Origin of the sequence: Pseudomonas sp. PDNC002 (genome assembly GCF_016919445.1) — a bacterium.
Taxonomy (GTDB): domain Bacteria; phylum Pseudomonadota; class Gammaproteobacteria; order Pseudomonadales; family Pseudomonadaceae; genus Pseudomonas.
The window spans coordinates 4,482,142-4,506,084 of sequence record NZ_CP070356.1; the positions used below are offsets into that span (position 1 = coordinate 4,482,142).

At 63.9% G+C, this 23,943-nt stretch carries 19 protein-coding genes; all 19 read right to left on the reverse strand.

Going from position 1 to position 23,943, the window contains the following annotated elements; translation table 11 throughout:
- Window positions 1-32: 32 nt before the first annotated feature.
- On the reverse strand, window positions 33-1,178 hold the full coding sequence (locus tag JVX91_RS20255) for an acyl-CoA dehydrogenase (RefSeq protein WP_205335947.1): 1,146 nt from the start codon (window positions 1,176-1,178) through the stop codon (window positions 33-35).
- Window positions 1,179-1,190: 12 nt separating this feature from the next.
- On the reverse strand, window positions 1,191-2,390 hold the full coding sequence (locus JVX91_RS20260; RefSeq protein ID WP_205335948.1) for an acyl-CoA dehydrogenase family protein: 1,200 nt from the start codon (window positions 2,388-2,390) through the stop codon (window positions 1,191-1,193).
- Window positions 2,391-2,443: 53 nt separating this feature from the next.
- Window positions 2,444-3,529 carry a Zn-dependent alcohol dehydrogenase gene (locus JVX91_RS20265; protein ID WP_205335949.1) on the reverse strand — a complete coding sequence of 362 codons (1,086 nt, stop codon included), beginning with the start codon at window positions 3,527-3,529 and terminating at the stop codon, window positions 2,444-2,446.
- 25 nt (window positions 3,530-3,554) lie between these two features.
- Window positions 3,555-4,892, reverse strand: a complete 1,338-nt coding sequence (locus tag JVX91_RS20270) for a coniferyl aldehyde dehydrogenase (protein ID WP_205335950.1) — start codon at window positions 4,890-4,892, stop codon at window positions 3,555-3,557.
- Between the two features lie 157 nt (window positions 4,893-5,049).
- Window positions 5,050-7,464, reverse strand: a complete 2,415-nt coding sequence (locus JVX91_RS20275) for a LuxR C-terminal-related transcriptional regulator (protein ID WP_205335951.1) — start codon at window positions 7,462-7,464, stop codon at window positions 5,050-5,052.
- Between the two features lie 237 nt (window positions 7,465-7,701).
- A complete protein-coding gene (locus JVX91_RS20280) occupies window positions 7,702-9,069 on the reverse strand; it encodes a DUF1329 domain-containing protein (RefSeq protein WP_205335952.1) in 1,368 nt (455 codons plus the stop codon).
- 20 nt (window positions 9,070-9,089) lie between these two features.
- Complete coding sequence (locus JVX91_RS20285; protein ID WP_205335953.1) at window positions 9,090-10,946, reverse strand: DUF1302 domain-containing protein; 1,857 nt, start codon at window positions 10,944-10,946, stop codon at window positions 9,090-9,092.
- 276 nt (window positions 10,947-11,222) lie between these two features.
- Window positions 11,223-11,663: a PaaI family thioesterase gene (locus JVX91_RS20290; RefSeq protein ID WP_205335954.1), complete on the reverse strand. Its 441-nt coding sequence runs from the start codon at window positions 11,661-11,663 to the stop codon at window positions 11,223-11,225.
- The gene (locus tag JVX91_RS20295) at window positions 11,663-13,219 is read right to left on the reverse strand and encodes a long-chain-fatty-acid--CoA ligase (protein WP_205335955.1); all 1,557 of its coding nucleotides are present in this window, start codon (window positions 13,217-13,219) and stop codon (window positions 11,663-11,665) included. The genes JVX91_RS20290 and JVX91_RS20295 overlap by 1 nt, the downstream gene beginning before the upstream one ends.
- Before the next feature lie 39 nt (window positions 13,220-13,258).
- Entirely contained in the window at window positions 13,259-14,986 is a 1,728-nt protein-coding gene (locus JVX91_RS20300) for a long-chain fatty acid--CoA ligase (protein ID WP_205335956.1), read from the reverse strand.
- A gap of 53 nt (window positions 14,987-15,039) precedes the next feature.
- Window positions 15,040-16,272 carry an acyl-CoA dehydrogenase gene (locus JVX91_RS20305; RefSeq protein WP_205335957.1) on the reverse strand — a complete coding sequence of 411 codons (1,233 nt, stop codon included), beginning with the start codon at window positions 16,270-16,272 and terminating at the stop codon, window positions 15,040-15,042.
- Between the two features lie 11 nt (window positions 16,273-16,283).
- Window positions 16,284-17,201: an SDR family NAD(P)-dependent oxidoreductase gene (locus tag JVX91_RS20310; protein ID WP_205335958.1), complete on the reverse strand. Its 918-nt coding sequence runs from the start codon at window positions 17,199-17,201 to the stop codon at window positions 16,284-16,286.
- Window positions 17,202-17,234: 33 nt separating this feature from the next.
- On the reverse strand, window positions 17,235-18,389 hold the full coding sequence (locus tag JVX91_RS20315; protein ID WP_205335959.1) for an acyl-CoA dehydrogenase family protein: 1,155 nt from the start codon (window positions 18,387-18,389) through the stop codon (window positions 17,235-17,237).
- Window positions 18,390-18,400: 11 nt separating this feature from the next.
- Entirely contained in the window at window positions 18,401-19,204 is an 804-nt protein-coding gene (locus JVX91_RS20320; RefSeq protein ID WP_205335960.1) for an enoyl-CoA hydratase-related protein, read from the reverse strand.
- Window positions 19,205-19,208: 4 nt separating this feature from the next.
- Entirely contained in the window at window positions 19,209-19,973 is a 765-nt protein-coding gene (gene fabG, locus JVX91_RS20325) for a 3-oxoacyl-ACP reductase FabG (protein WP_205335961.1), read from the reverse strand.
- A gap of 10 nt (window positions 19,974-19,983) precedes the next feature.
- Window positions 19,984-21,129, reverse strand: a complete 1,146-nt coding sequence (locus JVX91_RS20330; protein WP_205335962.1) for a thiolase family protein — start codon at window positions 21,127-21,129, stop codon at window positions 19,984-19,986.
- A complete protein-coding gene (locus JVX91_RS20335; protein WP_205335963.1) occupies window positions 21,126-21,521 on the reverse strand; it encodes an OB-fold domain-containing protein in 396 nt (131 codons plus the stop codon). The genes JVX91_RS20330 and JVX91_RS20335 overlap by 4 nt, the downstream gene beginning before the upstream one ends.
- A gap of 16 nt (window positions 21,522-21,537) precedes the next feature.
- On the reverse strand, window positions 21,538-22,737 hold the full coding sequence (locus JVX91_RS20340) for an acetyl-CoA C-acetyltransferase (RefSeq protein ID WP_205335964.1): 1,200 nt from the start codon (window positions 22,735-22,737) through the stop codon (window positions 21,538-21,540).
- A gap of 33 nt (window positions 22,738-22,770) precedes the next feature.
- On the reverse strand, window positions 22,771-23,925 hold the full coding sequence (locus JVX91_RS20345; RefSeq protein WP_205340055.1) for a CaiB/BaiF CoA-transferase family protein: 1,155 nt from the start codon (window positions 23,923-23,925) through the stop codon (window positions 22,771-22,773).
- Window positions 23,926-23,943: the final 18 nt, after the last annotated feature.

Below are 23,943 nucleotides of genomic sequence, written 5' to 3' on the forward strand. Positions count from 1 at the left end.
GCCCGAAAGAGGACATCCGTGCAGCCGCCTACTCAGGCGGCTGTTTCCATCAGGTCGCAGAATGCTTGCAGATGGTGGTCGTCGTCGCCGAACTGGCGCGCGACCATCCACAGGTGCTTGGCATGGTGCGACAGCTGGTATTCCCAGGTCAGGCCGATGCCGCCGTGCAGTTGCACGCTCTCATCGGCAATGAAGCGCGCCACCCGGCTGACGATGTACTTGGCCGCCGCCAGCGCACGACTACGTTCCTCGCTATCCGGCTGATCCGCCATGCAGGCCGCCAGCAGCGCCATGGAACTGGCCTGGTCGAGCTCGATGCGCATGTCCACCATGCGATGCTGCAAGGCCTGGAACTTGCCGATCACACTGCCGAACTGCTGGCGCGTCTTCAGGTAGTCCAGGGTCAGCGTACAGGCCGCTTCCATGCTGCCGACCGCTTCTGCGCACTGCGCCGCAATCGCCCGGCCTTGCTGGTAGCGGAGCGCCGGCAGCGCGCCGCCTTCCTTGCCCAGCAAGGCGGCGCTGGAGACGAAGACCTGCTCCAGATACAGCTCGCACGCCGTGCGGCCATCTTGCGTGGGAAAGACTTGCCGGCGCACACCGGCGCTGGCTGGATCGACCAGGAACAGACTGATCCCCGATTCATGCCGCGCTGTCCCCGAAGTCCGTGCCGACACCAGGATCAGGCCCGCGCTCTGGCCGCCAACGACCACACTCTTCTGTCCGCTGAGCAGCCAACCACCTGCAGTGCCACGCGCGCTGCACTGTACGTCATGCAGTTGGTAGTGGCTCTGCGGCTCCTCCAGGGCGACGGCCAATTGCATTTCACCGCTGGCGACCCTCGGCAATAATTCCCCGCGCTGGGCATCACTGCCCAACTGGGCCAGCAGGCCGCCGGCGAATACCACCGAGTTCAAATAGGGTTCCAGGCACAGGCCACGCCCCAGCTCGGCGCAGATCAGTCCCATCTCCACGCCCTGGCCGCCGAATCCACCGTAGGCTGCATCGAACGGCATGGCGCACAGGCCCAGTTCGCCAAGGTGTGCCCAGAACTGCCGGCTGAAGCCATTCGACTCCCGGCGATACGCCTCACGCTGCTCGAAGCTGTAGTGATCGCGCACCAGGCGAACCGCGGTGTCCTGCAGCATCTGCTGCTCTTCGGTCAATTTGAAGTCCATGCTGCGGGCTCCTTACAGCTCGAGGATCATCTTGGCGATGATGTTCTTCTGAATTTCGTTGGAGCCTCCGTAGATGGAGGCCTTGCGTGAGTCCAGGTACTGATAGACGGCGGTGGCACTGTCGGCGCTATGCAGCACGGGCGCGTGGGAGGCTTCGAGGCCCAGTTCATCCTCGAGGAACGGCAACGCGTAAGTACCCACCGCCTTGGTCAGCAGATAGACGATCTGCTGGCGGACTTCCGTGCCCTTGACCTTGAGGATCGAACTTTCGGCACCCGGCACTCCGCCATCACGCGCGGCGACCAGCGCTCGCAGGTTGCTCATGTCGGCAGCCATCAGGCGCATTTCGGCATCGGCCACCTGGGCGCGGAACAGCGGGTCCTGCAGCAGTGGCCGACCATTGCGCAGCTCCTGCGCGGCCACCTGCTTGAGCTTGCGCAGCAGCACCTTGGTCTGATTGATGCCACCGATGCTGGTGCGTTCATGGGTCAGCAGGTACTTGGCGCAAGTCCAGCCTTCGTTCTCGCGGCCGACAAGGTTCTCCACCGGCACGCGGACGTTGTCGAAGAAGACTTCGTTGACCTCGTGCTCACCATCCAGGGTGATGATGGGGCGCACCGTGATACCCGGCGTTTTCATATCGATCAGCAGGAAGCTGATGCCGCGCTGCTGCGGCGCGTCCGAATCGGTGCGGACCAGGCAGAACATCCAGTCGGCGTAATGCGCCAGGGTGGTCCAGATCTTCTGGCCGTTCACCACGTAATGATCGCCATCGCGTGCCGCTCGCGTCTTCAGGCTAGCCAGGTCGGAACCCGCGCCGGGCTCCGAATAGCCCTGACACCACCAGTCGGAGCTATCGAGGATACGTGGCAGGAAGCGCGCCTTCTGTTCAGGCGTGCCGAACTTGATCAGCACCGGCGCGACCATTTTCACGCCGAAAGCCACTACCCGCGGAGCACCCGCCGCAAAGCATTCTTCTTCGAAGATGTGCTTCTGCACCGCGCTCCAACCGGGGCCGCCGTGGTCTGCCGGCCAACCCGGCGCGAGCCAGCCGCGATCGTTGAGCCGGCGCATCCAGAGTACCTGGTCATCCTTGCTCAGGCGCTTGCCATGCAGGATACGGCTGGACAACCGCTCGGGTAGCTCGGCGCGCAGGAAGGCCCGCACGTCATCACGGAACACCTGTTCCTCAGGCGTGAAATGGATATCCATCAGCAAACTCCTGATCCGGGCCGCCGACACGCGGCGGGCGGCCCTGCGCTATTTCATTGGTCGAAAACGATCACCGAACGCGCCAGCTCGCCCCGGCGCAGCTCGTCGAAGGCTTCATTGATCTGCTCCAGGCGGATGCGCTGGGAAATCATTTCGTCGAGTTTCAGGCGGCCCTGCATGTAGAAATCCACCAGCGCCGGCATGTCGACGGGGAAGCGGTTGGACCCCATCAGCGAGCCCTGCAGACGGCGCTCATGGAGCAGTTGATAGGGGTCGACCTCGATTTTCAGGCCCGGTTTGATCATGCCGATGATGGTGGCGGTGCCACCTCGGGCCAGCATGGCGAACGCCTGCTCGGCGGTCTGCTTGAGGCCGATGCACTCGAAGGCGTGGTGGACGCCACCGCGGGTGAGTTCGATGACCTGTTTGGCAGCGTCACCGGACTTGGCATTGACCACGTCGGTAGCACCGAACTGGCGGGCCAGCTCCAGCTTGGAATCGAGCATGTCGATGGCGATGATCCGCCCTGCGCCCGCCAATGCCGCGCCGTTGATCGCCGCCAGGCCGATGCCGCCGCAGCCGATCACCGCGACCGTTTCGCCGGGACGCACCTTGGCGGTGTTGAACACGGCACCGGTGCCGGTAGTGACCGCGCAACCCAGCAGCGCGGCGCGATCCAACGGCATGTCTGGACGAATCGCCACGCAGGCGTTCTCGTGCACCAACATCTGTTCGGCGAAGGCGGACAGGTTGACGAACTGGGGCATGGGTTTCTGCGCGTAGGTCAGGCGTGACTCCTCGCCCTTTTCGCGTTTGGTTTCCGGCGAGACGCAGCGCGACAGATGCCCGGTCACGCAGTGCTCGCAATGGCCACAGAACACGGTCAGGCAGGTGACGACATGGTCGCCCGGCTTGACGGTGCGAACCTCCGACCCCACCTGTTCGACCACCCCGGCGGCCTCATGACCCAGCACCAGCGGTCCCGGATACGGATAGGAGCCATCGATGACGTGCAGATCGGAGTGGCAAACGCCGACAGCGACAGTGCGTATCAGCACCTCCCGCGGCCCCGGCTTGCTGATGCCGATATCCTCGATGCTGAGCGGCGCGCCGACCTGGTGGAATACAGCTGCTTTCATGAAATGCTCTCTCGATAGTGAAGGCTCAGCCGGCGCGGTAAACCGCTCGGGCATGACTGAAGGTGCGGAATCCGTCGATACCGTGGTAGGAGCCCATGCCGCTGTGGCCAACGCCGCCAAATGGCAGGTTCTCCAGGTTGGCGTGGTGCATCACGTCATTGAGTGTCACGCCGCCCGAACAGGTGCGGCTGAGCACCTGCTGCTCTTCGCCGGCATCGCTGCCGAACCAGTAGAGGGCCAGCGGACGCGAGCGGGCATTGATGAAGGCGATGGCGTCGTCGATGTGTCGATACGGCTTGATCGGTAGCAGCGGACCGAAGATTTCGTCCTGCATGACCTTCAGGGTGTCACCCGGATCACGCAGCAGCGTCGGTGCGATCTTGCGTGCGGCGCCAGAGAAGTCCTCGTCGGCTGGATTCAACTCCACCAGCGGTACGCCAGCGGCACGTGCTTCCGCCAGGTAACCCTGCAGGCGCTGGTAATGCCGCTCGTTGATGATCGAGGTGTAGTCCGGGTTGCCAGCCAGCGTCGGGAAGACCTTCGCCACTACGGCGTGGGCGATATCGATGAAGGCATCCATCGACTCTTCGGGTACGAACACATAGTCCGGTGCGACACAGAGTTGCCCGGCATTCATCAACTTGCCCAGGGCGATCTTCCCGGCAGCTACCTTCAGGTCCGCGGTGCGGGAGATGATCGCCGGTGACTTGCCGCCCAGCTCAAGCGTAACCGGAACCAGGTTCTCCGCTGCCGCCAGCAGCACCTGCCGACCAATGCTGGCGGCGCCGGTGAACAGCAGGTGGTCGAACGGCTGGCGGCAGAAGGCCTGGCCGACTTCCGCCGCACCGGTAATCACCGCGACCTCTTCCTCGGCATAGACCTCGCGGATCATCTTCGCGATCAGCGCAGAGGTGAGCGGATTGAACTCCGAGGTCTTGATCATTACCCGGTTGCCTGCCGCCAGCGCTCCGGCCAGGCCCTTGAAGACCATGTTGGCCGGCACGTTCCAGGCGGTGACGATGCCCACCACACCGAGCGGCTGATATTGCACCCAGCCCTCGCCCCGCGGCACTTGGCGAAGTTCCGGCTGCATCCAGCCGGCAAGCTCGGCGCGCGTCTGCTTGAGGGTGGCCAGCGGCGAAAGCACATCACTGTGGCGAGAAAAGGTGGGGCTGCGCTGGCCAAAATCGGCGGTCATCGCTTCGATCAATGGTTGCTCGTAGCGCACCAGCAGGTCGATGGCACGGTCGATCAGTTCGCAGCGCTGATCGGCGGTTAGCGGCGGATTGGCAAGGCTAGCGGCGCGCTGGCGAGCCAGGATGTCGCGAATGCCAGCTTCATCCGGATGCGGATTGGCGCTCATTGCAGAACTCCTCTTGTTCTTGGTCGGTCCCGCGCAGCGGCCGGAATTCGGAGGTATTCCTGTTGTGGCGTGTGTGCCGGGGAGTGCTTGCAATGGTTCGCGTTTTGTCTGTAGGAACACGCCACCCAGATCAGGTGGCAGCGTCTCCACGGGACGCTCAGGCCAGCAATCCGCGAGCCTTCGCGCAGGCTATGGCCTGGGTGCGGCGGGTGGTCCCGAGCTTGGCGTTGATGTTCTTGGCGTGGTACTTGACGGTATTGACCGAGAGGAACAAGGCATCGGCGATTTCCTGGTTCGACAGGCCATTGGCCAGTTGCTCCAGCACGGCGGCCTCACGCGCGGTCAGTTCTTCCTGATAGCCAGCGGCGTCGGCGCCCTCGCTTTCGGCAGTCTCGTCTTGCCGTTGAAGGAACCCGAGCACCTGGGCCTGCAACTGGCGAAAGCCGTACCGCGAGCAATCACTGGCCAGCATCTGGAGACGCGTGCGCGATTGCGCTCGGCGCCCCAGGTGATGCTCCGCCTGCGCGACGAGCCACTGGATCTCGTGCGGCAGGGTTGGCGGCAACAGCGTTGACAGCTCGCCACCCACTGGGTACTGGCCGACCAGGGGACGAGAGGCTTCGAGCAACGCGCCCCACTGCGCCGAATGCGCGAGGAGCTTCAGCTCCTGCAACGCCAATGCGGGTTGATAACAGTCCTTGTCGATCAACCCACAATGCATGGCCCTTTCGCCCCGGCTCAGGTGCATCCGCGCCGCGGCAGTGTTGCCCCGCCGCGCGGCGACCTCGGCAAATCCCTGATAGACCAGCAGCAGGAAGGGAGCCGAACACTGGCGGGCATGGTGTTGCGCCGCACGCAGCGACTCCTCCGATTCGTCGATGTGCCCGCCCATGAGCATCAATTCGGCTCGGGCGATCAGCAGGCGCGCCAACACAGGGTCCCGTTCAAGTCCCGCGGCTATTCGACCATCGAGGCTGTCCGTCAGCATCATCTCGGCTAGCTCGGCCTCCCCTGCGAGCATCAGGACCCGCAGACATTCCCCCTGAAGCAGCGCCTCGCTATCCAGGCAGCCTTGGCGACGCGCCTGCTCCAACGCGTCGCGCCATAGGCCAAGCGCCTCATCCAACCGGCCGGCAGCGGCCCGCACGCGCCCCAGCGTGAACTGGCAGAGCAACCGGGACAGCCAGTCCGCTGGCGAGAATCCCAGTTCCCCGAGCGCTTCGCGACAATGCCACTCGGCATCCCGGACCTCACCACGGAACGCATGCAAACCGCCCCTTAGCGCTTGCCAGTGCGCCAGCAACAAGCGATTGCCGGCACCGCTGGCAGCCGGCAGGAAACGCGCGAGGCATTCCAGGCTGCGTCCTGCCTCATCGAGCCGACCACTGAGCAGCAGTGCCAGCGTGCCCAGATAGACCAGCCTTGGAGTGCCCTGAACCAGGGTTTCCGGCAATTGCCGGCGCCAGTCGAGCACCTGGGCCAGATGTAGATCGGCCAATTGCCAGTTGGGCCGCAGGCGTTCGATGTAGCTCGCCGCCACTTCCGGCTGGCGCGCGCACAAGGCCTGGTCGATGGCGTCATGAAGATGGCCGGCGAGACTGAGCAGACGGCAGGCATGCAGGCGCAGCCGGGACAGCTCCGCTGGATCGATGCCCCCCTGTAGAACGCGCGCAACCAGTGGTTGCATGCGATACCACTTGCCGTCGCGATCCAGTGACTGGATGAAAACCTGCTGGTGCCGAAGCCGCATGAGTAGAAGCGCGCCACCATTACCTTCCCAGAGCTGGGTGCAGAGCTCGGTGGAAAAGCGCGGCAAGTGGCAGAGACCGTGGAGTAGCCTCCTCTCCTCGTCGTCCAGGCGTGCAAGGACGGTCCGCTGCAAGTATTCACGCAGCATGGCCTCGCCCTGCTGGCCCCCAGCGAGTAGCAGGCATGCGCCACCCCACCACCCAGCCGCCTGCTCCTGGATACTCTCGCGCAGAGGATCGGAAATTTTCGGGGCGACATTGCTGCAGAGCGACTCATAGTCGAGATGCGACATCGCCAGGACATCAGGCCCCAGCTCCAGCAGTTCGCCCCTAAGGAGCAGACGCGGCAGGTCCCATGCTGGGCGTTGCCGGCAGCTGACCACCAGGCGCACACGGCTGGATGGCAGATCCAGCAACTGCTCGAACCAATTGTTCAGCTCGATGGAAAGATCGCCGGACAGGTCGTCCAGCAGTATTCGAATGGTGCAGCCAGGCAAGCTGAAGAAGCGCAACAGCCCCGACGGGCTGGCGTAATTCGGCGCGTTCAGGCGGGTGGCGATATCCTGGCAAAGATCGTCGAGCGAGGGCGCACGACCATTCATTGGCATCCAGAGGGTTTGCTGGCCTGGCGCGGGCAGCCCGAAGCTTTCCCCCAGCAACACCGTCTTGCCGTACCCCGCCGGTGCGCACAGAAGGACCAGTCGCTGCTGACTATGCCCCAGGGAGCCTGCGAGCAGTGGACGCGGCACATGGTGATCCGGCAGTGCCGGAGAACCGGCGACATGCGTGTGTGCGCAGTATGAACTGACACCCAGAGCTTGCATGATGGGCCTCGATCCACGGTAAGGAAGGAACAGCGGACGGTGCAGACGCACGGAAACGCGCTGAGTCTGAAACGATCCTGCGCAAGACCATGGAAAAAGACGCCACCCAAGTCAGGTGGGCGTGGAGAAGTAGTGAGATTGGGATGAAGGTCACGCTAAAGAAGCCGGGGCAGGAGCGGATGCCCCGGCGTAGAGGAGCGGCGAATGACACTGCATCGCCGCCTCTTAGTTCGTGTATCAGCGAATCCCGGCGTTGCGCAGGGCTGCGGGGGTGAAGTCGTTCATGCTGTAGTTCTGGTCGTACTGCGTGGCTTTCTTCGACTCGTTGGTCATGCCGAATACCAGGTAGCGCCCAGCGACGACGTCATACAGGGCCTGGACCGCGTACAGGCTGATGCCATGCTGATAGTCGTTGACCTGATAGCCCTCGCCCACGCGCCACAGTTGGCCACGGCCATCGTAGTGATCGACTTCCAGCAGCGACCAGGTGTCCTCGTCGAAGTACATATGGCGCTTGGCGTAGATATGACGCTGGCCGGGCTTAAGCGTGCCCTCGACTTCCCAGACGCGATGCAGTTCGTAGCGCGTCAGGTCCTGGTTGATGTGGCCGGGCTTGAGAATGTCGGCGTACTTCACCTGCGGTGACCACAACCGGTAGTTGTTGTAGGGCACGTACATCTCGCGCTTTCCAAGCAGCTTCCACTCGTAGCGATCCGGCGAGCCGTTGTACATGTCGGCGTTGTCCGCGGTTCGCAGGCCGTCTGCCGCTGTCCCCGGCCCGTCATAGGCAACCTGTGGCGCACGACGTACCCGGCGCTGGCCGGCGTTGTAGGACCAGGCATTGCGCGGTTCCTTGACCTGATCGGTGGTTTCATAAACCAGCAGCACGTTACCGGCCATGCGCGACGGCGCCGTCACTTCCTGGCGCAGCAGGAAGAGATAGTCACCTACCTTTTTCGGATCGAAATCCTTCATCAGGGATGGAATACCAACGTTCTGCTGCAGCGACACGATGGTGTAGTCGCCATTCACCTGGGGCGTGGCCTGGGCAATCTGCTGGGTATAGTTGGTACCGCGGTAGCGCGTCTCGTGGTTCCACACGATCTCCACGCCCGTCTTGGGGATGGGGAACGGATAGTAGTGTCCGACGAGATTGGCGATGCCATCACCGCCGTTGATCAACTCGGCGCTCGCGGCGCTCTTCTTCGCCGCCTCGTAGATATCCTCGGGCGAAGATGCGCTACGACGAGTCGGATAGACCGGAATCTTGTAAGTGTCCGGGTAGCGCTTGAACATGGCCAGTTGGCCAGGCGTCAGCTTGTCCTTGTACTGATCGACGTTCGCCGGTGTGATGACGAACAAGGGCTTGTCGCCGGCGTAGGGATCTCCGAGGAAACCGTTGCCGTCCAAGGCGGCGGCGCCGGGCTTCAGCCCGCCAGTCCAGGCAGGAATACTGCCATCGGCGTTACCGGCCTTCTCGCCGCCCAGCGGGGTCAGGGAAGTTCCGAGCTTGGCGATCTCTTCGGGAGAGATCGCCGCCATCACGCCTGTGGCCAACAGCGACAGCGCGAGTGCGCTAGATTGCAGAAGTAGGATTTTTTTCATGGAGTTCTGCCTTTGGACGATCAGAAGTTCACGCCAAAGCTGAGCGAAACGAAGTCCCGGTCAGTCATGGTGTTGTATTCGCCATCGAAGTAGTTGGTGTAACTGAGGCTGGCGGTATAGGTGTTCAGGTAGTCGGCATCCAGCCCCAGGCTGATGGCTTTGGCACCTTCCTCGAAGTTCGGGCCGCGCCCTTCCACGTCGTGGGACCAGGCCATGTTCGGCTTGAGGTTTATCCCGGCGAAGACGTTCGGGTAATCGAGCACGCCGCGCAGGCGGTAGCCCCACGAGTTGGTGGAGTAGAAACCGTGGCTGTTGCATTTCTGGGCCGGGTTGCTGGCGTTAGGCAGCCCCTGGTTGGTGCCGGCGCAACTCGCGGCGCCCGCCGTTCCAGGGAGAATGCCGGAGCCGAACGCGGGGTTGCGGCCAAAGCGGATGTCCGTGCCATCGGTATCACCCAGGCCATTGATGCGGTTGTAGCCAACCTCGCCGATCAGTGTCAGGCGCTCGGAGCCCATCACCTGGTCGAAGAACTGGGTCGCCGTGACCTGGCTCTGCAACACCGGCATGCGCTTGTAGCCATTGATCACACCACCGCGCGGCACATCCGCGACATAACCACTGGTAACCAGGGGCGACAAGCCGACGGTCCCGGGCACGTTGGTCGTGGCGCTGAGCAGGTCCGCGGTGTTGATCTGCAATGGCATGTTCGGCCGGTAGCTCAACTCGCCGCCGAGCGACGTGCCGCCGATGTTGGTCTGGAAGCTCAGGCCATAGAGACGGATGTCCTCCGGATAGTCGATGAAGTAGCCGGCATTACGCGGCACGTTCAGCGCATTGGGCGGCGAACCGGCACCCGTGGTTCGAACGGTGCTCAGGAACGGGTTGCGGCTGTGGTAGTTCATCGCGTAGGCCGCCAGCTCGGTATCGTTCAGGTCCGGGATGAACCAGCGCAGCGCCAGACCGAACTGGCCGCTATCGCGCGCATCGTTGTCCTTGACCCGGGGGATGTAGACGTCGTCCAGCCCACGCCCAACGGCCAGTGCGCTACCTGTGTTGCTGGCCTTGCCGGGCGCCAGATCGAGACCGGACACCACCAGGCGGTCGTTGCATCCCTTCGGGATACCGTCGTTGCCGAAGAAGGTGCCGCAGTTGTCGGCGACCGTCTTGTCCCACTCCAGCTGGTAGAACGCTTCGGCGTTGACGTTCTCGATCAGCCCTTGGGAGATGTAGAACATGTTGACCGGAACCAGGCCTTCCTTGATCTCGGAGCCCGGGCGCCGCAGAGCGGCAACATCGACCGGGTTGATCGAGTTGATGCCGTTCTGGATGAAGGTGCTTTCCCCCCAGCTCACCACCTGCTTGCCGAGGCGGACGTTGCCTGGCAGGTCGCCCAGCGAGTAGTTGTGATAGAGGAAGCTGTCGAGGAACATCGCGCCGGACGATTTCGCCGCGCGATCACGACCGTGGTCGTCGATGTCGTAGAAGTGCTGGCTGCCATCTTTGAGTTCAGCGTCATACCAGTACTTGCCGCGGACGAAGGCGCCACTGTCACCGTACTTGAGCTCCAGGTCATGGAGGCCCTTGAAGATGGTCGAGAAATTCTCGCCGCTCCGGAAGTTCAGGCGGCCGTCATCGACGGTTCGCGAGGACGACTTTCCGCCCTTCACACCCACGGAGTTGAAGTTGGAGATGAACTGTTTGTCGGGAGCCTGCGTGGACCAACTGCCCCCGACGGACAGCGAGGAATCGAACTTACCTTCGATTTCACCAATGTTGAAATCGATGGCGCTGGCCGGCGAACCGACGCCCAGGGCGACGGCGGCGGCCAGCAGCTGCAACTGCGGCTGAAAAATTCCGCGTCTTGTTGTTCTTGTCATGCGGCGCTCCGAAAGCGGATCTGTGTTGGGAGACCAGATGCTATCGAGGCGCCTTGCACAGCCAATTCACCCGATTGGGTAATTCTTTCAGACGAAATTCGGCGCGCTGGATGCCCATTGCTTCGGCTAGGAAAAGATGCGTTACCAAGAGTGACAACGTGCTACCAAACCCGCGCGCCAGAGCCTTTCCAAACACGAAACAAGCACCCCTGAAAATGATAACGCCCCACCGGATTACCGGTGGGGCGCTGGGTGCTTCGTGGGACGTTGTGCGACTCAGGATCGAGGCGGAACCTTACCCTTCCAGATGGTGAAGATACCTGTGGCTCTCAGCACCGTTCGATCGCCGACTTTCAACAGGCAATCGGCGTTGGCGAAACTGCTGCCGAACTTGAGTATCTGCACATGTGCCTCGAGCCAGTCGCCCTCCCGGACAGCACCCAGGTAGTCGAGGCTGAGGCTGACGGTGATGGGCGGAACTTCGAGTCCATACTGGCGCTTGAACACTACGCCGAAGGCAGAATCCGCCAGGGTGGCGAGGAACCCGCCGTGCACGATGCGCACACTGTTGAGTAAATGCTCACCAATGCGCACACCCAGCACCGGCAGTTCGTCATGCAGGTAGAAACCACCACAGTAGCGAACGAAGCCCGGCGGGGTCGGCAGCACCGAAAATCCCGAAGGAACGGACTCCAGAACTGGGCTGGTGACGCTCATCAGTTGACCGCCTTGCTCTTGCCAGCCCAGAACGGCTCGCGCAGTTCGCGCTTGAGGATTTTTCCTGCGCCAGTGAGGGGCAGCGCTTCGCGGAATTCCACCGACTTCGGGCACTTGTAGCCGGCGATGTATTCACGGCAGTAGCTGCGCAGATCTTCCGCGGCGACCTCGACGCCCGGCTTGCGCACGACCACCGCATGCACCGCCTCGCCCCATTGCTCATGGGGAACACCGATGACCGCGCACATCAGCACTGCCGGATGACGGGCGATGATGTTTTCCACCTCGGCGGAGTACACGTTCTCGCCGCCGCTGACGATCATGTCCTTCAGCCGGTCGACAATGAACAGGTAGCCTTGCTCGTCCATATAGGCGCCATCCCCGGTGAACAGCCAACCATGGCGCAGCGCCTTGGCGGTCTCCTCCGGTTTGTTCCAATAGCCGACCATGATGTTCGGGCCGCGAACGATGATTTCTCCGACGGTGCCACGGGGAACCTCGACGCCCTCCTCATCGACGATCTTGACGTTGACGCCTAGCCCGGCGCGCCCGACCGAGCGGATCAGCCCGCTCTTGCGTGCTGCGGGCCCGTGGTTCTCCGGCGGGTTGGTGGAGACGATCGGGCACGCTTCCGTCAGGCCGTAGGAATGCGAAAGCTGGAGATGCGGCAGTTTGGCGAGAACCTGCTCGATCATTTCACCCGCGGTCGGCGATGCACCGTAGGTCAGGCGCTGCAGCGACGACAGGTTGTACTTGTCGAACTCCGGATGGGCGAGCAGGCCGAGGATCATCGTGGGCACCAGGATCGCATCCGTCACGCCCTCCTCCGTGACCGCCTTGAGCACGGCGGCGGCATCGAAGGTTGGCTGAATCACGTGCGAGCCACCAGCGATGAAACCGGATACCACGCGAGCCAGCCCGGCGATGTGGAACAGCGGCATCACGTGGAGGTCGCGCTGCTCCGCCCCCTGATGGATTTCCGCCATGCGCTGGATGCACGCCGACCAGAGGTTGAGATGGGTCTGTATCACGCCCTTCGGGAAGCCTGTCGTGCCACCCGTATACATGATGCAGGCGATGTCCTCGCCACCGCGTCCGGCATCCTCGATCGGTTCAGCCTTGGCCAGCAGCGTCTCGTAATCGAGCATGCCCTGCGGCGCACTCTTCTCGCCGGCATAGATGAACATCGGAGCGTTGCGCGACTGGGCACGGATACCCTCGACCATGGGCAGGAAATAGTCGTCCACCAGCAGGAAGCGGGTGTTGCAATCGTCCAGCGAGTAGACGATCTCCGGTACGGCCCAGCGGATGTTCACCGGGTTCAGCACACCGCCGCCCCACCAGGTGCCCTGCATGTACTCCAGGTAACGGTCGGAATTGAGTGCGAGCATGCTGACGCGGTCGCCCGGGACCATGCCCAGCCCCCGCAATGCGCCCGCGAGGCGAGCGACACGCTCGCCGAATTCACGGAAGGTGCGACGGCGCGCACCGAAGATGGTGACGATCTTGTCAGGCGTCTGCTGCAACGAACGTTGTAGGCCTTGGGTCAGGTACATGGTGAGGATCCTTGGAATTGTTGTTATCGGGCCCGACGCTCAGGAGGCGCGTCGAGCCATCTCCTGTTCCTGCAACTCACGCCAGGCAATCTTGCCGGTGGCATTCTTTGGCAGGCTGTCGACGATCTGCGCCAGGCGTGGCGCCTTGTACGTAGCCATGTGCTCGCGACACCAGGCGAGCAGCTCCTCGGCGCTGAGCACCGAGCCAGGCTTGAGGGTTACCACCGCCTTGACGGTTTCGCCGCGATGCGGGTCCGGCGCGGCAATCACGCAGGCCTCGGACACCGCTGGATGCCCATGCAGCATCGCCTCGATTTCCGCCGGCCAGACCTTGAACCCAGCGGCATTGATCATGCGTTTGAGACGGTCGCGCATGAACAGGTAACCGTCCTCGTCCATGCTGGCCAGGTCGCCCGTGCGCAGGAAGCGCTTGCCATCGATGACGATGAAGGTCTCGGCATTGGCCTTGGGATTGTTCCAATAGCCGAGCATGATCTGCGCCGCGTGGGCGACGATCTCCCCGACCTCGCCCTGCGCTACCGGCTCCAGGGTCTCCGGATCGAGCAGGCGCAGGTCCACGCCATAGGTGGGAATCCCCAGGCAACCGCGCTTGGGCTTGTACAACGGATTGGTGCAGAGGAACGAGGCGGTCTCGGTCAGGCCGTAACCCTCGATGTACTCCAGCCCGTAGCGGTTCTTCAGCAGGTCGTTGATGTGCTGCGGTGTCGCTGCGCCACCACCGGTGATGATGTTCAGGCTGGACAGGTCGCGTTGCTCGATGCCGGGCTGGGCGAAGAAGTCCACCAGCATGGTCGGCAACGCCGCCCAGAACGTCACGCCATGCCGCTCGATCAGTTTGGCGGCGGTCTCCCGCTCCCAGCGCGACATCAGCACGATGGTGGCGCCGTTGAAGATTGCCGCGTTGACGTTGGTCTGCAAGCCGAGCAGATGGAACAGCGGCGCCACGGCGAGGAACACCGAGGACGAATTCGTCGGCCGCCACAGGCTACCGCCGACGAAGGAGGTGCTGACCGTGCGATGGGTGTGCACGCACGCCTTGGGTTTGCCGGTGGTGCCCGATGTATAGGGCAACATGCACAGGTCATCGGGGCCGGCTCGATGGGGTGCGGGCGAGCGGTGCTGGGCCAACGCGTCATTCCAGCGTGTGCATCCAACGGGCAGCGACGTGGCGGAGGAGCGGATACGCAGCCACTCCGGGATGTCCAGGCCCGCGTCGTCGTTGCCCAGGGCGTCGCCGTAGGTATGCGCGATGACGTGACGCAGCGAAGTCCTGCCCAGTAACGGCGCGATCTGGTCGAGCAGCTCTTCGCCGACGAACGCGGCGACTGCACCACTATCGCTGACGATGTGATCCATCTCCTCCAGCAGCAGCATGGCGTTGGCCGGCACCAGCACCGCATCGGCGCGCAGGATGGCGAAATAGGCCGCGATGAACTGTGGGCAGTTCTGGCTGAACACCACCACCCGATCGCCGCGTTCGACGCCACAGACCTGCTGCAGGTATGCAGCCATCTGCTCCACGTCGCGCAGCAGATCGGCATAGCGGTAGGCCGCGCCATAGAACTGAATGGCGGTCTTGTCCGGGTAGCGCCGCGCGGCGATTTCCAGGTTGCCGAAGATGCTCTCCTGCGGAACGTGGACCAGGCGCGTCGGCACGTTAGCCGAATGTCGTGGATCGACGCTCAGAGGACTGCCCGGCCGCTCGATCACATCGGGCGGCGTCGGGTGGGGATGCGTATAGGCCATGAAGCGTCTCCTCGCTCGCGGGCTATCTGCCCGCTGTTGGAATTGTTATCGCCTCAGAAGGCGGTATCACCGTCCAGCAGACGTTTGGCGATGGTGCGCCGTTGGATTTCCGAGGTGCCATCGGGAATGCGCATGGTTCTGGCGAAACGGAAGCCCTCTTCCAGGCGCAGCTCGTTGGTCAGCCCCATGCCGCCGTGCACCTGCATGCAGCGGTCCATTACCCGGCAGAGCGCCTCGGTGGAGGACGCCTTGACGATGGAAACCTCCTTCGTGGCCGGCTTGCCCTGATCGATCAACCAGGCACAGTGGGACACCATGCTCTTCACCGAATAGATATCCATGGCGCACTCGGCAAGCATCGCCTGGATCATCTGGTGGTCGGCGATGGGCTTGCCGAAGGTCTTGCGAACCTTCGAATACTCCAGCGCCTGATCCAGTGCCCAGCGCGCCAAGCCCAGGCAGGATGCAGCCATGCTCAGGCGACCGGCGTTGACGCCGTCCAGCGCCACGCTCAGGCCCTTGTCCACCGGCCCCAGGCGATGGCTATCCGGCACCCGCACGTCGTCCAGCGCAATGATGCCGATGTCGGCACCCAGGTGGCCCATGGTCGGGATCACGCTGGGCACCGAGAAGCCCGGCGTATCGGTCGGCAGGAAGAAACCGCTGATACCGCCCCGCCCTGCCCTTGCCTTCTCCTCGTCGGTCACCGCGAAGATCATCGCGTAGTCGGCATAAGGCGCGTTGGTGATCCACTGCTTGCTGCCATTGATCACCCAATGGTCGCCGTCACGTACCGCGCGACTGCGCATGGCGAACACATCGGAGCCGGCGTCCGGCTCGCTGAGGCCGAAACACATGGTCTTGGCGCCACTGGCGATGTCCGGCAGGTACTTCTCCAGCACCGCCGGCTCCATGTGTCTGAGCACCGGCGTCAGGCCGTTGGTGAAGGGGGACGGCAGGATCACCGTGTGGATCAGATGGCGCGACGGACCGACATAGTGGTTCAGGCGCTCCTGAATGTAGACGGCAGCCTGGGCACCGAGCCCGCCGCCACCCAGCGACTCATCGCCCAGCGCGGTGTAGAAGCCCGCCTCGGCGGACAGTGCGCGCACTGTCGCACGCAGGGCCATCAGCTCCGGCGCATAACGGCCATCCTCCGTGTACAGCTTGCGCTCGTTGTGCAGCAACGCTGCATGCGCCTTTTCCAGCGGCGCCACCTCGCGGTCGATGAAGCGGATCAGCGCGTCACCAAAGGCAACCCATTCGTCAGGTACGGTGTAGTCCATGGGTGCTCTCCTTACACCGGATCCCAGCCAAACACGCTGGCCGATACGTCCAGCGGCACGAAGGACGGCGCGAAAGCCGGCAACAGGTGTTCCGCTAGCGATTGCGCAGTCCAGCCCTCGGCGCGGTGCAGCGAACGCACCGGACGCGGCTGGCTCATCAGGAACACTTCATTCTTGCGCACGGTGAAGATCTGCCCATTGACGCTAGCGGCGGCGTCGCTGGCGAGGAAGGTCGCCATGGCGGCGATCGGCGCTGGCGTCATCGACTTGATCTTCTCCACCCGCGCGGCCTGCGCAGGGTCCTCCGCCGGAATGGAACCGACCATGCGGCTCCAGGCGAACGGTGCAATGCAGTTGGAGCGTACGCCATAGCGTGCCCCGTCCAGGGCAATGGATTTGGACAGCCCGGCGATCCCCAGCTTGGCGGCGGCATAGTTGGCCTGGCCGACGTTGCCGATCAAGCCGGAGGTTGAGGTCATGTGGACGAAAGCGCCGGACTTCTGCTCGCGGAAATGGGTGATCGCCGCGCGACTCATGTAGAAACTGCCGTACAGGTGCACCTTGATCACCGAGTCGAACTCTTCCGGGGTCATCTGGTGGAAAATGCGGTCGCGCAGGATGCCAGCATTGTTCACCACGGCGTCGATACGACCGAAGCTGTCCATCGCCAACTGGACGATGCGCTGGGCACTGTCCCATTCGGAGACGCTGTCGCGGCTCAGCACGGCCTCGCCGCCAGCGGCGCGGATGGCGTCCACCACTTCACGGCCAGGGTCTTCATCATCGACCGCGCCAGTGACAGTGACACCGACGTCGTTGACGACAACGCGAGCACCTTGCGCAGCCATTTGCAGTGCCATCTCGCGGCCGATGCCACGGCCAGCTCCGGTAACGATGGCAACCTTGCCTTCCATCATCTGCGAACTCATCGTTTGCTCCTTCGAATTCTTGTTGTGCGGGCCTCAGCGGAACGCGCTGACACCGGTGATCTCGCGGCCCTGGATCAATGCCAGGATGCCGTTCATGCCGTCGGGCACCTGGAACATGCGCGCGTCGCGCCACATCCGCTCGATGCCCAGTTCTTCGGTGATGCCCATGCCGCCATGCACCTGCATGGCGAGGCCGAGTGCACGTTCGCAAGCCTGGGTGGCGTAGCGCTTGGCCATGGCGGATGTACCGTTGGCGCGCTGCCCGCGGTCCATGGCATCGAGCGCCTGGTAGCAGAGCAGGCGCGAAGTGACGATCAGGGTTTCGATATCCGCCAGGTCCTGCTGCACCAACTGGTGAGCGGCGAGCGGTTTGCCGAACTGCTCGCGGACCTTGGCGTATTCCACTGACATTTCGAAGGCCTTTTGCGCCAGGTGCACGCACATCAGGCCGATCAGCGGACGGTTGCCGTTCCAGCCAACGGTGAGGGTCTTGGCCGCATCCCCGGCTTCGCCGATCAGATGGGTGCGCGGGATGCGCGTCTCTTCGAACACGACCTCGCTCAGATGCCCTTGCTGCAGGCCGGTGACCGCGATCTCACGGACGTCCACCTGGGAGAGGCTGCGGTCGACCAGCGCACGCTGGGCGATGGGCCGGCCACGCTCGTCGTTGCCGAGGGTGCAGGAGACGTTCAGGACGTCACAGACCGACGCGTTGGTGATCCATATCTTGCGGCCGGTGATGTAGGCATGGGTGTCATCGAGGCGAATGCGGGTCTTCACGGCATTCGAGTCGGAGCCGGCGTTGACCTCGGAGTTGGCGGTGCAGGCAATCTTGCGGCCGGCGATCAGGTCCGGCAGGTACTGGTCCGCAATCTCCGCCGGACAACCGGAGTAGATACGCGCCACGGTGCCCTCATGGGAGATCAGCGACAGTGCGACGATGGCCGGCAGCTGTTCGAGGATCAGCCCATAGTCGAGCATCTTCAGGCCACCGCCACCGACTTCCGGAGGCAGACGGGGCGCGGTAACGCCCAACTCGGCCAGCGCCGCGTAGATCTGCAGCATGGCGCTCTTGGGCAGCGGCTTGTCCAGCGGATGGCGGGCCAGCACCGGGTCGATGCGGTCACGGACCATGCGCCGAGCCGCATCTATCATCATTTCCTGGGATTCGTTGGGAGCGAAGTTCATGGGCGGGCTTCTCAGGCGCCGGTGTATTTCGGCGGGCGTTTTTCGGCGAAGGCCTTGCGGCCTTCGATACGGTCCTTGCTGTCGCGCAGCAGTCCCCAGTGCAGGTTGGCCTGGGTGACGAAGTCGCGCGGCGCGAGATGGCTGGACTCCACGGCCAGTCGCTTGATCGCCTGCACCGCCAGCGGACCGTTCGCCGCTATGCGCTCCGCCAGTTGCATGGCCAGCGGCAGCAACTGTTCACGGGGGACGCAGTCGCTGATCAAACCGATGCGTCGCGCCTCGTTGGCATCGATACGCTCGCCGGTCAGTGCCAGCTTCATCGCATGGGCCGCCGGAATGGCACGCAGCAGGTACTGCACGCCGCCGACTGCAGGGATGCTGGCCACCTTCGCCTCGGGCAAGGCAAAGCTCGCTTCGTCGCTGGCGATCCGCAGGTCGCATTGCAGCGCCAGTTCCAGGCCGCCGCCCAGGCAATAGCCATGGATGACGGCGATCATCGGCTTCCAGATTTCCAGATCGCTCAGGTCGATCAGCCGTGTGTAGCCGCCCTCTTCCGCTTCCGCGGAGCGGCTCTTGAAGGCGCCACTGGGGAAACTGGTGGACGGCGGCAGCGTCGCCTTGAGGTTGGCGCCGGTGCAGAACGCCTTGTCGCCCGCGCCGGTCAGGACGATAGCGCGTACCTGATCGTCGTCCTGGCAGGTATTCAACGCCTTGCGCAGATGACGCAGGTCGCCGATGGTCAGCGCATTCATGGACTCAGGCGCGTCGAGGGTGATGACTGCGACGTGGCCAACGATCTGGAACTGGATGGCCATGGGCTCAGACGCTCGGACTTGAGAGGGAACGACCACCACAGACATACAAGGTCTGCCCGGTGATGTAGGACGCCTTCGGATCGGCGAACATCAGCACCGCGTGGGCAATGTCCTCCGGCTTACCGATGCGTCCCACCGGGATGGTGGACATGATTCGCGCGCGCTGCTCTTCCGACAGAGGGGCGAGAATGGGGGTATCGATGGCACCGGGCGCAATTGCATTGGCGGTGATGCCATGCTTGGCCAGTTCGAGCGCCAGGGTCCGGGTCAGGCTGATCACCCCGCCTTTCGCCGCCGAATAGTTGGCTTGACCGAAACCGCCGAGCCACGCGCGGGAGGAGATGTTGACGATACGCCCGAAGCCCTGCTCGATCATTCCCGGCGCCACGCACTTGGCGCAGAGGAACTGCGACTTCAGGTTCACGTCCAGCACCAGGTCCCAGTCGCTTTCGCTCATGTTCACCAGGCGCTTGTCACGGGTCAGGCCGGCGTTATTGACCAACAGGTCCGGGGTCTTCCAGCGTCCGGCGACCTGGGCGACGGCGGCGCTTATCTGATCGGCGTTGGTCACGTCGACCTTCACGCCCATCAGGCTGTCAGCGTGCTCACCCGCCTCGGCAACCAGCTTGTCCATGGCCTCGCCGTTCAGATCGAACATGGCCACGCGATAACCGGCATTCAACAGCGCGCGAGTCAATCCCAGGCCGATGCCCTGGGCGCCACCGGTGACGATTGCAACTTGCTTGTTCATGGGGGACGGCTTGCTCATGTGGGTCTCCTCAGACGCCCAGGATGTGTACGGCGGACGCCGCGTGATCGACACCAGCGATGCCACCGCCCGTGCATTGGGTCAGTGCCAGCTCGGCGCCGGCGACCTGTCGATCGCCGGCGCGGTGTTGCAGTTGCCAGACCGCCTCGACCATCTGCGCGACACCGGTGGCACCCAGCGGATGCCCCTTGGCAAGCAGGCCGCCGGACGGGTTGACCACGGTCCGTCCGCCCAGGCGGGTAGCGCCGCTCTTCAGCAGGTCGTGAGCCTCGCCACGACCACACAGGCCCAGGGCGTTGTAATAGATAAGTTCGGCGATACTGAAGGCGTCGTGCAGCTCGATGACGTTGATATCAGCCGGGCGGACAGCCGCTTGCTGGTACGCCAGCGAGGCCGCACGCGCAGTGATCTCGGCGGACAGAATGTCATCGTCCGGTTCCTCGGCGCGGCCGGACTGGATCACCGAGGCGAGCACCTTCACGGCCCGTGGTTCGCTCGGCTTGCGGGTGGTCAACACCAGCGCCGCCGCGCCATCCACCGCAGAGGGACAGCACTGCATCAAGGTCAGCGGATCGAAGACCATCCGCGAGTTCATCACCTCGTCGAGGGAGACCTCGGTACGCGTCTGGGCATAGGGGTTGAGCGCGCCGTGACGACGGTTCTTCACCGCCACTTCGCCCAGCACGTCGGCACCCACGCCGAACTCGTGCAGGTAGCGGGTAGCGCGCATCGCGTAAATCGCCGGCAATGCCATGCCGGCGCGCGCGTACAGTTCCGTCATGTAATCGTTACGTTGCAGCGGGATGGTCCCGCCGCCCAGCGCGGTAAGCTTCTCGACGCCGAATACCACCACGGTGTCATAGACGCCTGCCTGGAGCGCATGACACGCCAGGTGCACGCCGGTGGCGCCGCTGGCGCAGGCGTTCTCGACGTTGTAGATCGGCAGGCCGGAGAGACCGAGGTCGCGCAGCAGAACCTGGCCCAGAACCATGCCTCCGAATACGTTGCAGGCGTAGAAGGCTTGTGGCTCGTGCAGTTCGCAGCCAGCGTCAGCCAGGGCGTCGAGCACCGCTCGCTGTGTCAGGTCCTGCATGGACGCGGCGTGGCGTCCGAATGGGGTCATCGACACGCCAGAAATGTAGACAGGCTTGTTCATGCGCCCTCCTGCGGGCGGAAGGCATAGATAGGCCCGTTGTCGGTCTGGACCAGGCACAGGACGAGGATGTCGCCGATACGCGGACGGCGATCCGCCGGATACTCCAGGCGGGCGAAAACCCGCAGCCCTTCATCGAAGTCGGCCAGCCCCAGCGGCTGCGGCGGCTTGTTGGCCTTCGGGCTGGAATGGACGATGGTGTAGCTGTAGAGACGCACTGGGGAATCGAGCTCCACCAGTTCGCTGCCGTCGCGCAGCGGTGAGGTTTCCGGCAGCGGCGGAAAATGCAGACCCGGATGGCCTGCCCGGCGGCTGGCCAGCAGCACCACGCGGCCGCCTACTTCACGCCAGGGGCGTTCGGCGATACCTGGCGTCGTTTCGGTTTGGTTGCTCATTGGGATTCCCCGAGGGTCAGACTCGCTCGAATACGGCGGCAAGACCTTGCCCGCCACCGATGCACATGGTTTCCAGGCCGTACCGGGCATCGCGCCGCTGCATCTCGTGGAGCAGCGACGTCATGATTCGCAAGCCGGTGGCACCGATGGGATGCCCGAGGGAAATACCCGAGCCATTGACGTTCACTCGCGGGTCACTTTCCAGCTCCCACTCGCGCAGAACAGCGAGCACTTGGCCGGCGAAGGCTTCGTTCACCTCGATGAGGTCCATGTCGGAAAGGTCCAGATTCAGGCGCTGCATCAGCTTGGCGACCGCGGGTACCGGTCCGATGCCCATGCGCAGCGGGTGGCAACCCGCGGAGGCCCAACCAGCGAGCCTCGCCATGGGGCGAAGATCGTGCTGGATGACGAAACGCTCGGAGACCACCAGGCAACCAGCGGCTGCGTCGTTCTGCTGGCTGGCGCTGCCGGCTGTCACGGTGCCGCCCTTGAGCACTGGCGCCAGGCGGGCCATGGCTTCCAGGGTGGCATCCTCACGGATGCCTTCGTCGCGTCGGAACAGGAGTGGCTCGCCCTTGCGCTGCGGTACTTCGACCGCCATCACTTCACTGTCGAAGCAGCCTCTGGCCCAGGCGGAAGCTGCCTTCAGGTGACTTCCCACCGCCCAGGCATCGCATGCCTCCCGGCTGATGCCGTAGTCGCGCACCAGATTTTCCGCTGTTTCCACCGCTCCGCCCGGACACTCGCCATATCGGCTGATGGGCTGCGAATTCACCCGACCACGATCCAGGCGATCATGCAGCTTCACGTCACCCAGGCGTGCGCCCCAGCGCATGCTGGTGCTGTAGTACTCGATGTTGCTCATGCTTTCGACACCCGCCACCAGCAGGCACTCCGCCACACCGGTCTGCACCTGCATGGCCGCATCGATCAGCGCCTGCAAGCCGGAACCGCAGCGGCGATCCACCGTGTAGCCGGACACTTCGTCAGGCAGGCCTGCCAGGGAAGCGGCATAGCGCCCCATGCAGGGAGCCTCGCTGGACTGGTAGGACTGGGCGACGATCACCTCATCGACCAACGCGTCGTCGACACCACTGCGTTGCAGGCATTCCCGAAGAATCAGTGCGGCCAGGTTGGCCGCCGGCACAGCGGCCAAGGAACCACCAAAGCGGCCAATGGGCGTGCGCACGGGAGAAATGATGTAGGCATTGGACATGGCTGTCTCTTAGGTATTTTCGTTGTTATGGGATCAGGCACTCATGCCCAGGCCGTCGTGGCGCAGCCGGCCGATGAGCTCGTCGCTCAGCCCCCAGTCGCGCAGCGCGGATTGCCCACCCTGCCCTCGTGCGGGCGCTGGTTGCGGAACTGGACTCGGGGTGCCGAGAAAGCGCGGCGCCGGCGCTGGCTGCACGACGCCGTTGATTTCCATGAAACTACCGCGCGCCTCTGCGTGCGGGTGGCGTGCGGCCTCGGCGAAACCAAGCACCGGCGCCACGCAGGCGTCGCTGCCGGCAAAGATGTCGCACCACTCGTCGCGGGTACGCTGCATGAAGGCACGGATGAAGGCCTCGCGAAGACGTGGCCAGCCGCTGCGATCGTGCTGCTCCGGCAGTTGCGCCGCGTCGAGTCCAAGCTTGTCCAGCAGTTCGGCGTAGAAACGCGACTCCACCGGGCCAATGGCCATGTAGCCGCCGTCCAGCGTGCGATAGGTGTCGTACCAGGGAGCACCGCCATCGAGCAGGTTGCTGCCGCGCTCCTCGCTCCAGTTTCCCGAGGCGAGAAGCCCCCAGATCACCGAGCCCAGCTGCGCCGCGCCTTCCGTCATGGCGGCATCCACCACCTGCCCCACGCCACCGCGCTGGACATTGACCAGTGCGGCCAGCACCCCCATCGCCAGCAGCATGCCGCCACCACCGTAATCGCCGACCAGGTTCAGTGGCGGCACGGGGCGCCCCGCCACCGGACCGATACCGGAAAGCACGCCGGAGAGTGCGATGTAGTTGATGTCATGGCCGGCACGCTGCGCCAGCGGACCGTGCTGGCCCCAGCCGGTCATGCGGCCGTATACCAGCTTCGGGTTGCGTTCGAGTGCCTGCGCAGGGCCCAGCCCGAGGCGCTCCAACGTGCCAGGGCGGAATCCTTCTATCAGCACGTCGGCATGGGCAATGAGATCAAGAGCGACGGCCGCCGCCTCGGGACGTTTCAGATCGAGCGTCACGGAACGACGGCCACGACCGGTGATGTCGATCCGGGGGCTGTCCATCTTCGGCCCAAGGTCGGCATGCGCGACCGGGCGATCGATACGGATAACGTCCGCTCCCATGTCGGCCAGCAGCATGGTTGCGAAAGGCGCCGGACCAATGGCTTCAAACTCGAGAACCCGAATACCGCGCAGCACACCCATCGACGTCGTCCCGTTCCT

Excerpts from the sequence above, each read along its gene's own strand:
- JVX91_RS20270 (WP_205335950.1), bottom strand. The coding sequence starts at position 4,892 with ATGAGCGCCAATCCGCATCCGGATGAAGCTGGCATTCGCGACATCCTG.
- JVX91_RS20275 (WP_205335951.1), bottom strand. The coding sequence starts at position 7,464 with ATGCAAGCTCTGGGTGTCAGTTCATACTGCGCACACACGCATGTCGCC.
- JVX91_RS20300 (WP_205335956.1), bottom strand. The coding sequence starts at position 14,986 with ATGGCCTATACGCATCCCCACCCGACGCCGCCCGATGTGATCGAGCGG.
- JVX91_RS20295 (WP_205335955.1), bottom strand. The coding sequence starts at position 13,219 with ATGTACCTGACCCAAGGCCTACAACGTTCGTTGCAGCAGACGCCTGAC.
- JVX91_RS20335 (WP_205335963.1), bottom strand. The coding sequence starts at position 21,521 with ATGAGCAACCAAACCGAAACGACGCCAGGTATCGCCGAACGCCCCTGG.
- JVX91_RS20285 (WP_205335953.1), bottom strand. The coding sequence starts at position 10,946 with ATGACAAGAACAACAAGACGCGGAATTTTTCAGCCGCAGTTGCAGCTG.
- JVX91_RS20345 (WP_205340055.1), bottom strand. The coding sequence starts at position 23,925 with ATGGGTGTGCTGCGCGGTATTCGGGTTCTCGAGTTTGAAGCCATTGGT.
- JVX91_RS20290 (WP_205335954.1), bottom strand. The coding sequence starts at position 11,663 with ATGAGCGTCACCAGCCCAGTTCTGGAGTCCGTTCCTTCGGGATTTTCG.
- fabG (WP_205335961.1), bottom strand. The coding sequence starts at position 19,973 with ATGAGCAAGCCGTCCCCCATGAACAAGCAAGTTGCAATCGTCACCGGT.
- JVX91_RS20255 (WP_205335947.1), bottom strand. The coding sequence starts at position 1,178 with ATGGACTTCAAATTGACCGAAGAGCAGCAGATGCTGCAGGACACCGCG.
- JVX91_RS20260 (WP_205335948.1), bottom strand. The coding sequence starts at position 2,390 with ATGGATATCCATTTCACGCCTGAGGAACAGGTGTTCCGTGATGACGTG.
- JVX91_RS20340 (WP_205335964.1), bottom strand. The coding sequence starts at position 22,737 with ATGTCCAATGCCTACATCATTTCTCCCGTGCGCACGCCCATTGGCCGC.
- JVX91_RS20315 (WP_205335959.1), bottom strand. The coding sequence starts at position 18,389 with ATGAACTTCGCTCCCAACGAATCCCAGGAAATGATGATAGATGCGGCT.
- JVX91_RS20320 (WP_205335960.1), bottom strand. The coding sequence starts at position 19,204 with ATGGCCATCCAGTTCCAGATCGTTGGCCACGTCGCAGTCATCACCCTC.
- JVX91_RS20280 (WP_205335952.1), bottom strand. The coding sequence starts at position 9,069 with ATGAAAAAAATCCTACTTCTGCAATCTAGCGCACTCGCGCTGTCGCTG.
- JVX91_RS20310 (WP_205335958.1), bottom strand. The coding sequence starts at position 17,201 with ATGAGTTCGCAGATGATGGAAGGCAAGGTTGCCATCGTTACCGGAGCT.
- JVX91_RS20305 (WP_205335957.1), bottom strand. The coding sequence starts at position 16,272 with ATGGACTACACCGTACCTGACGAATGGGTTGCCTTTGGTGACGCGCTG.
- JVX91_RS20330 (WP_205335962.1), bottom strand. The coding sequence starts at position 21,129 with ATGAACAAGCCTGTCTACATTTCTGGCGTGTCGATGACCCCATTCGGA.
- JVX91_RS20265 (WP_205335949.1), bottom strand. The coding sequence starts at position 3,529 with ATGAAAGCAGCTGTATTCCACCAGGTCGGCGCGCCGCTCAGCATCGAG.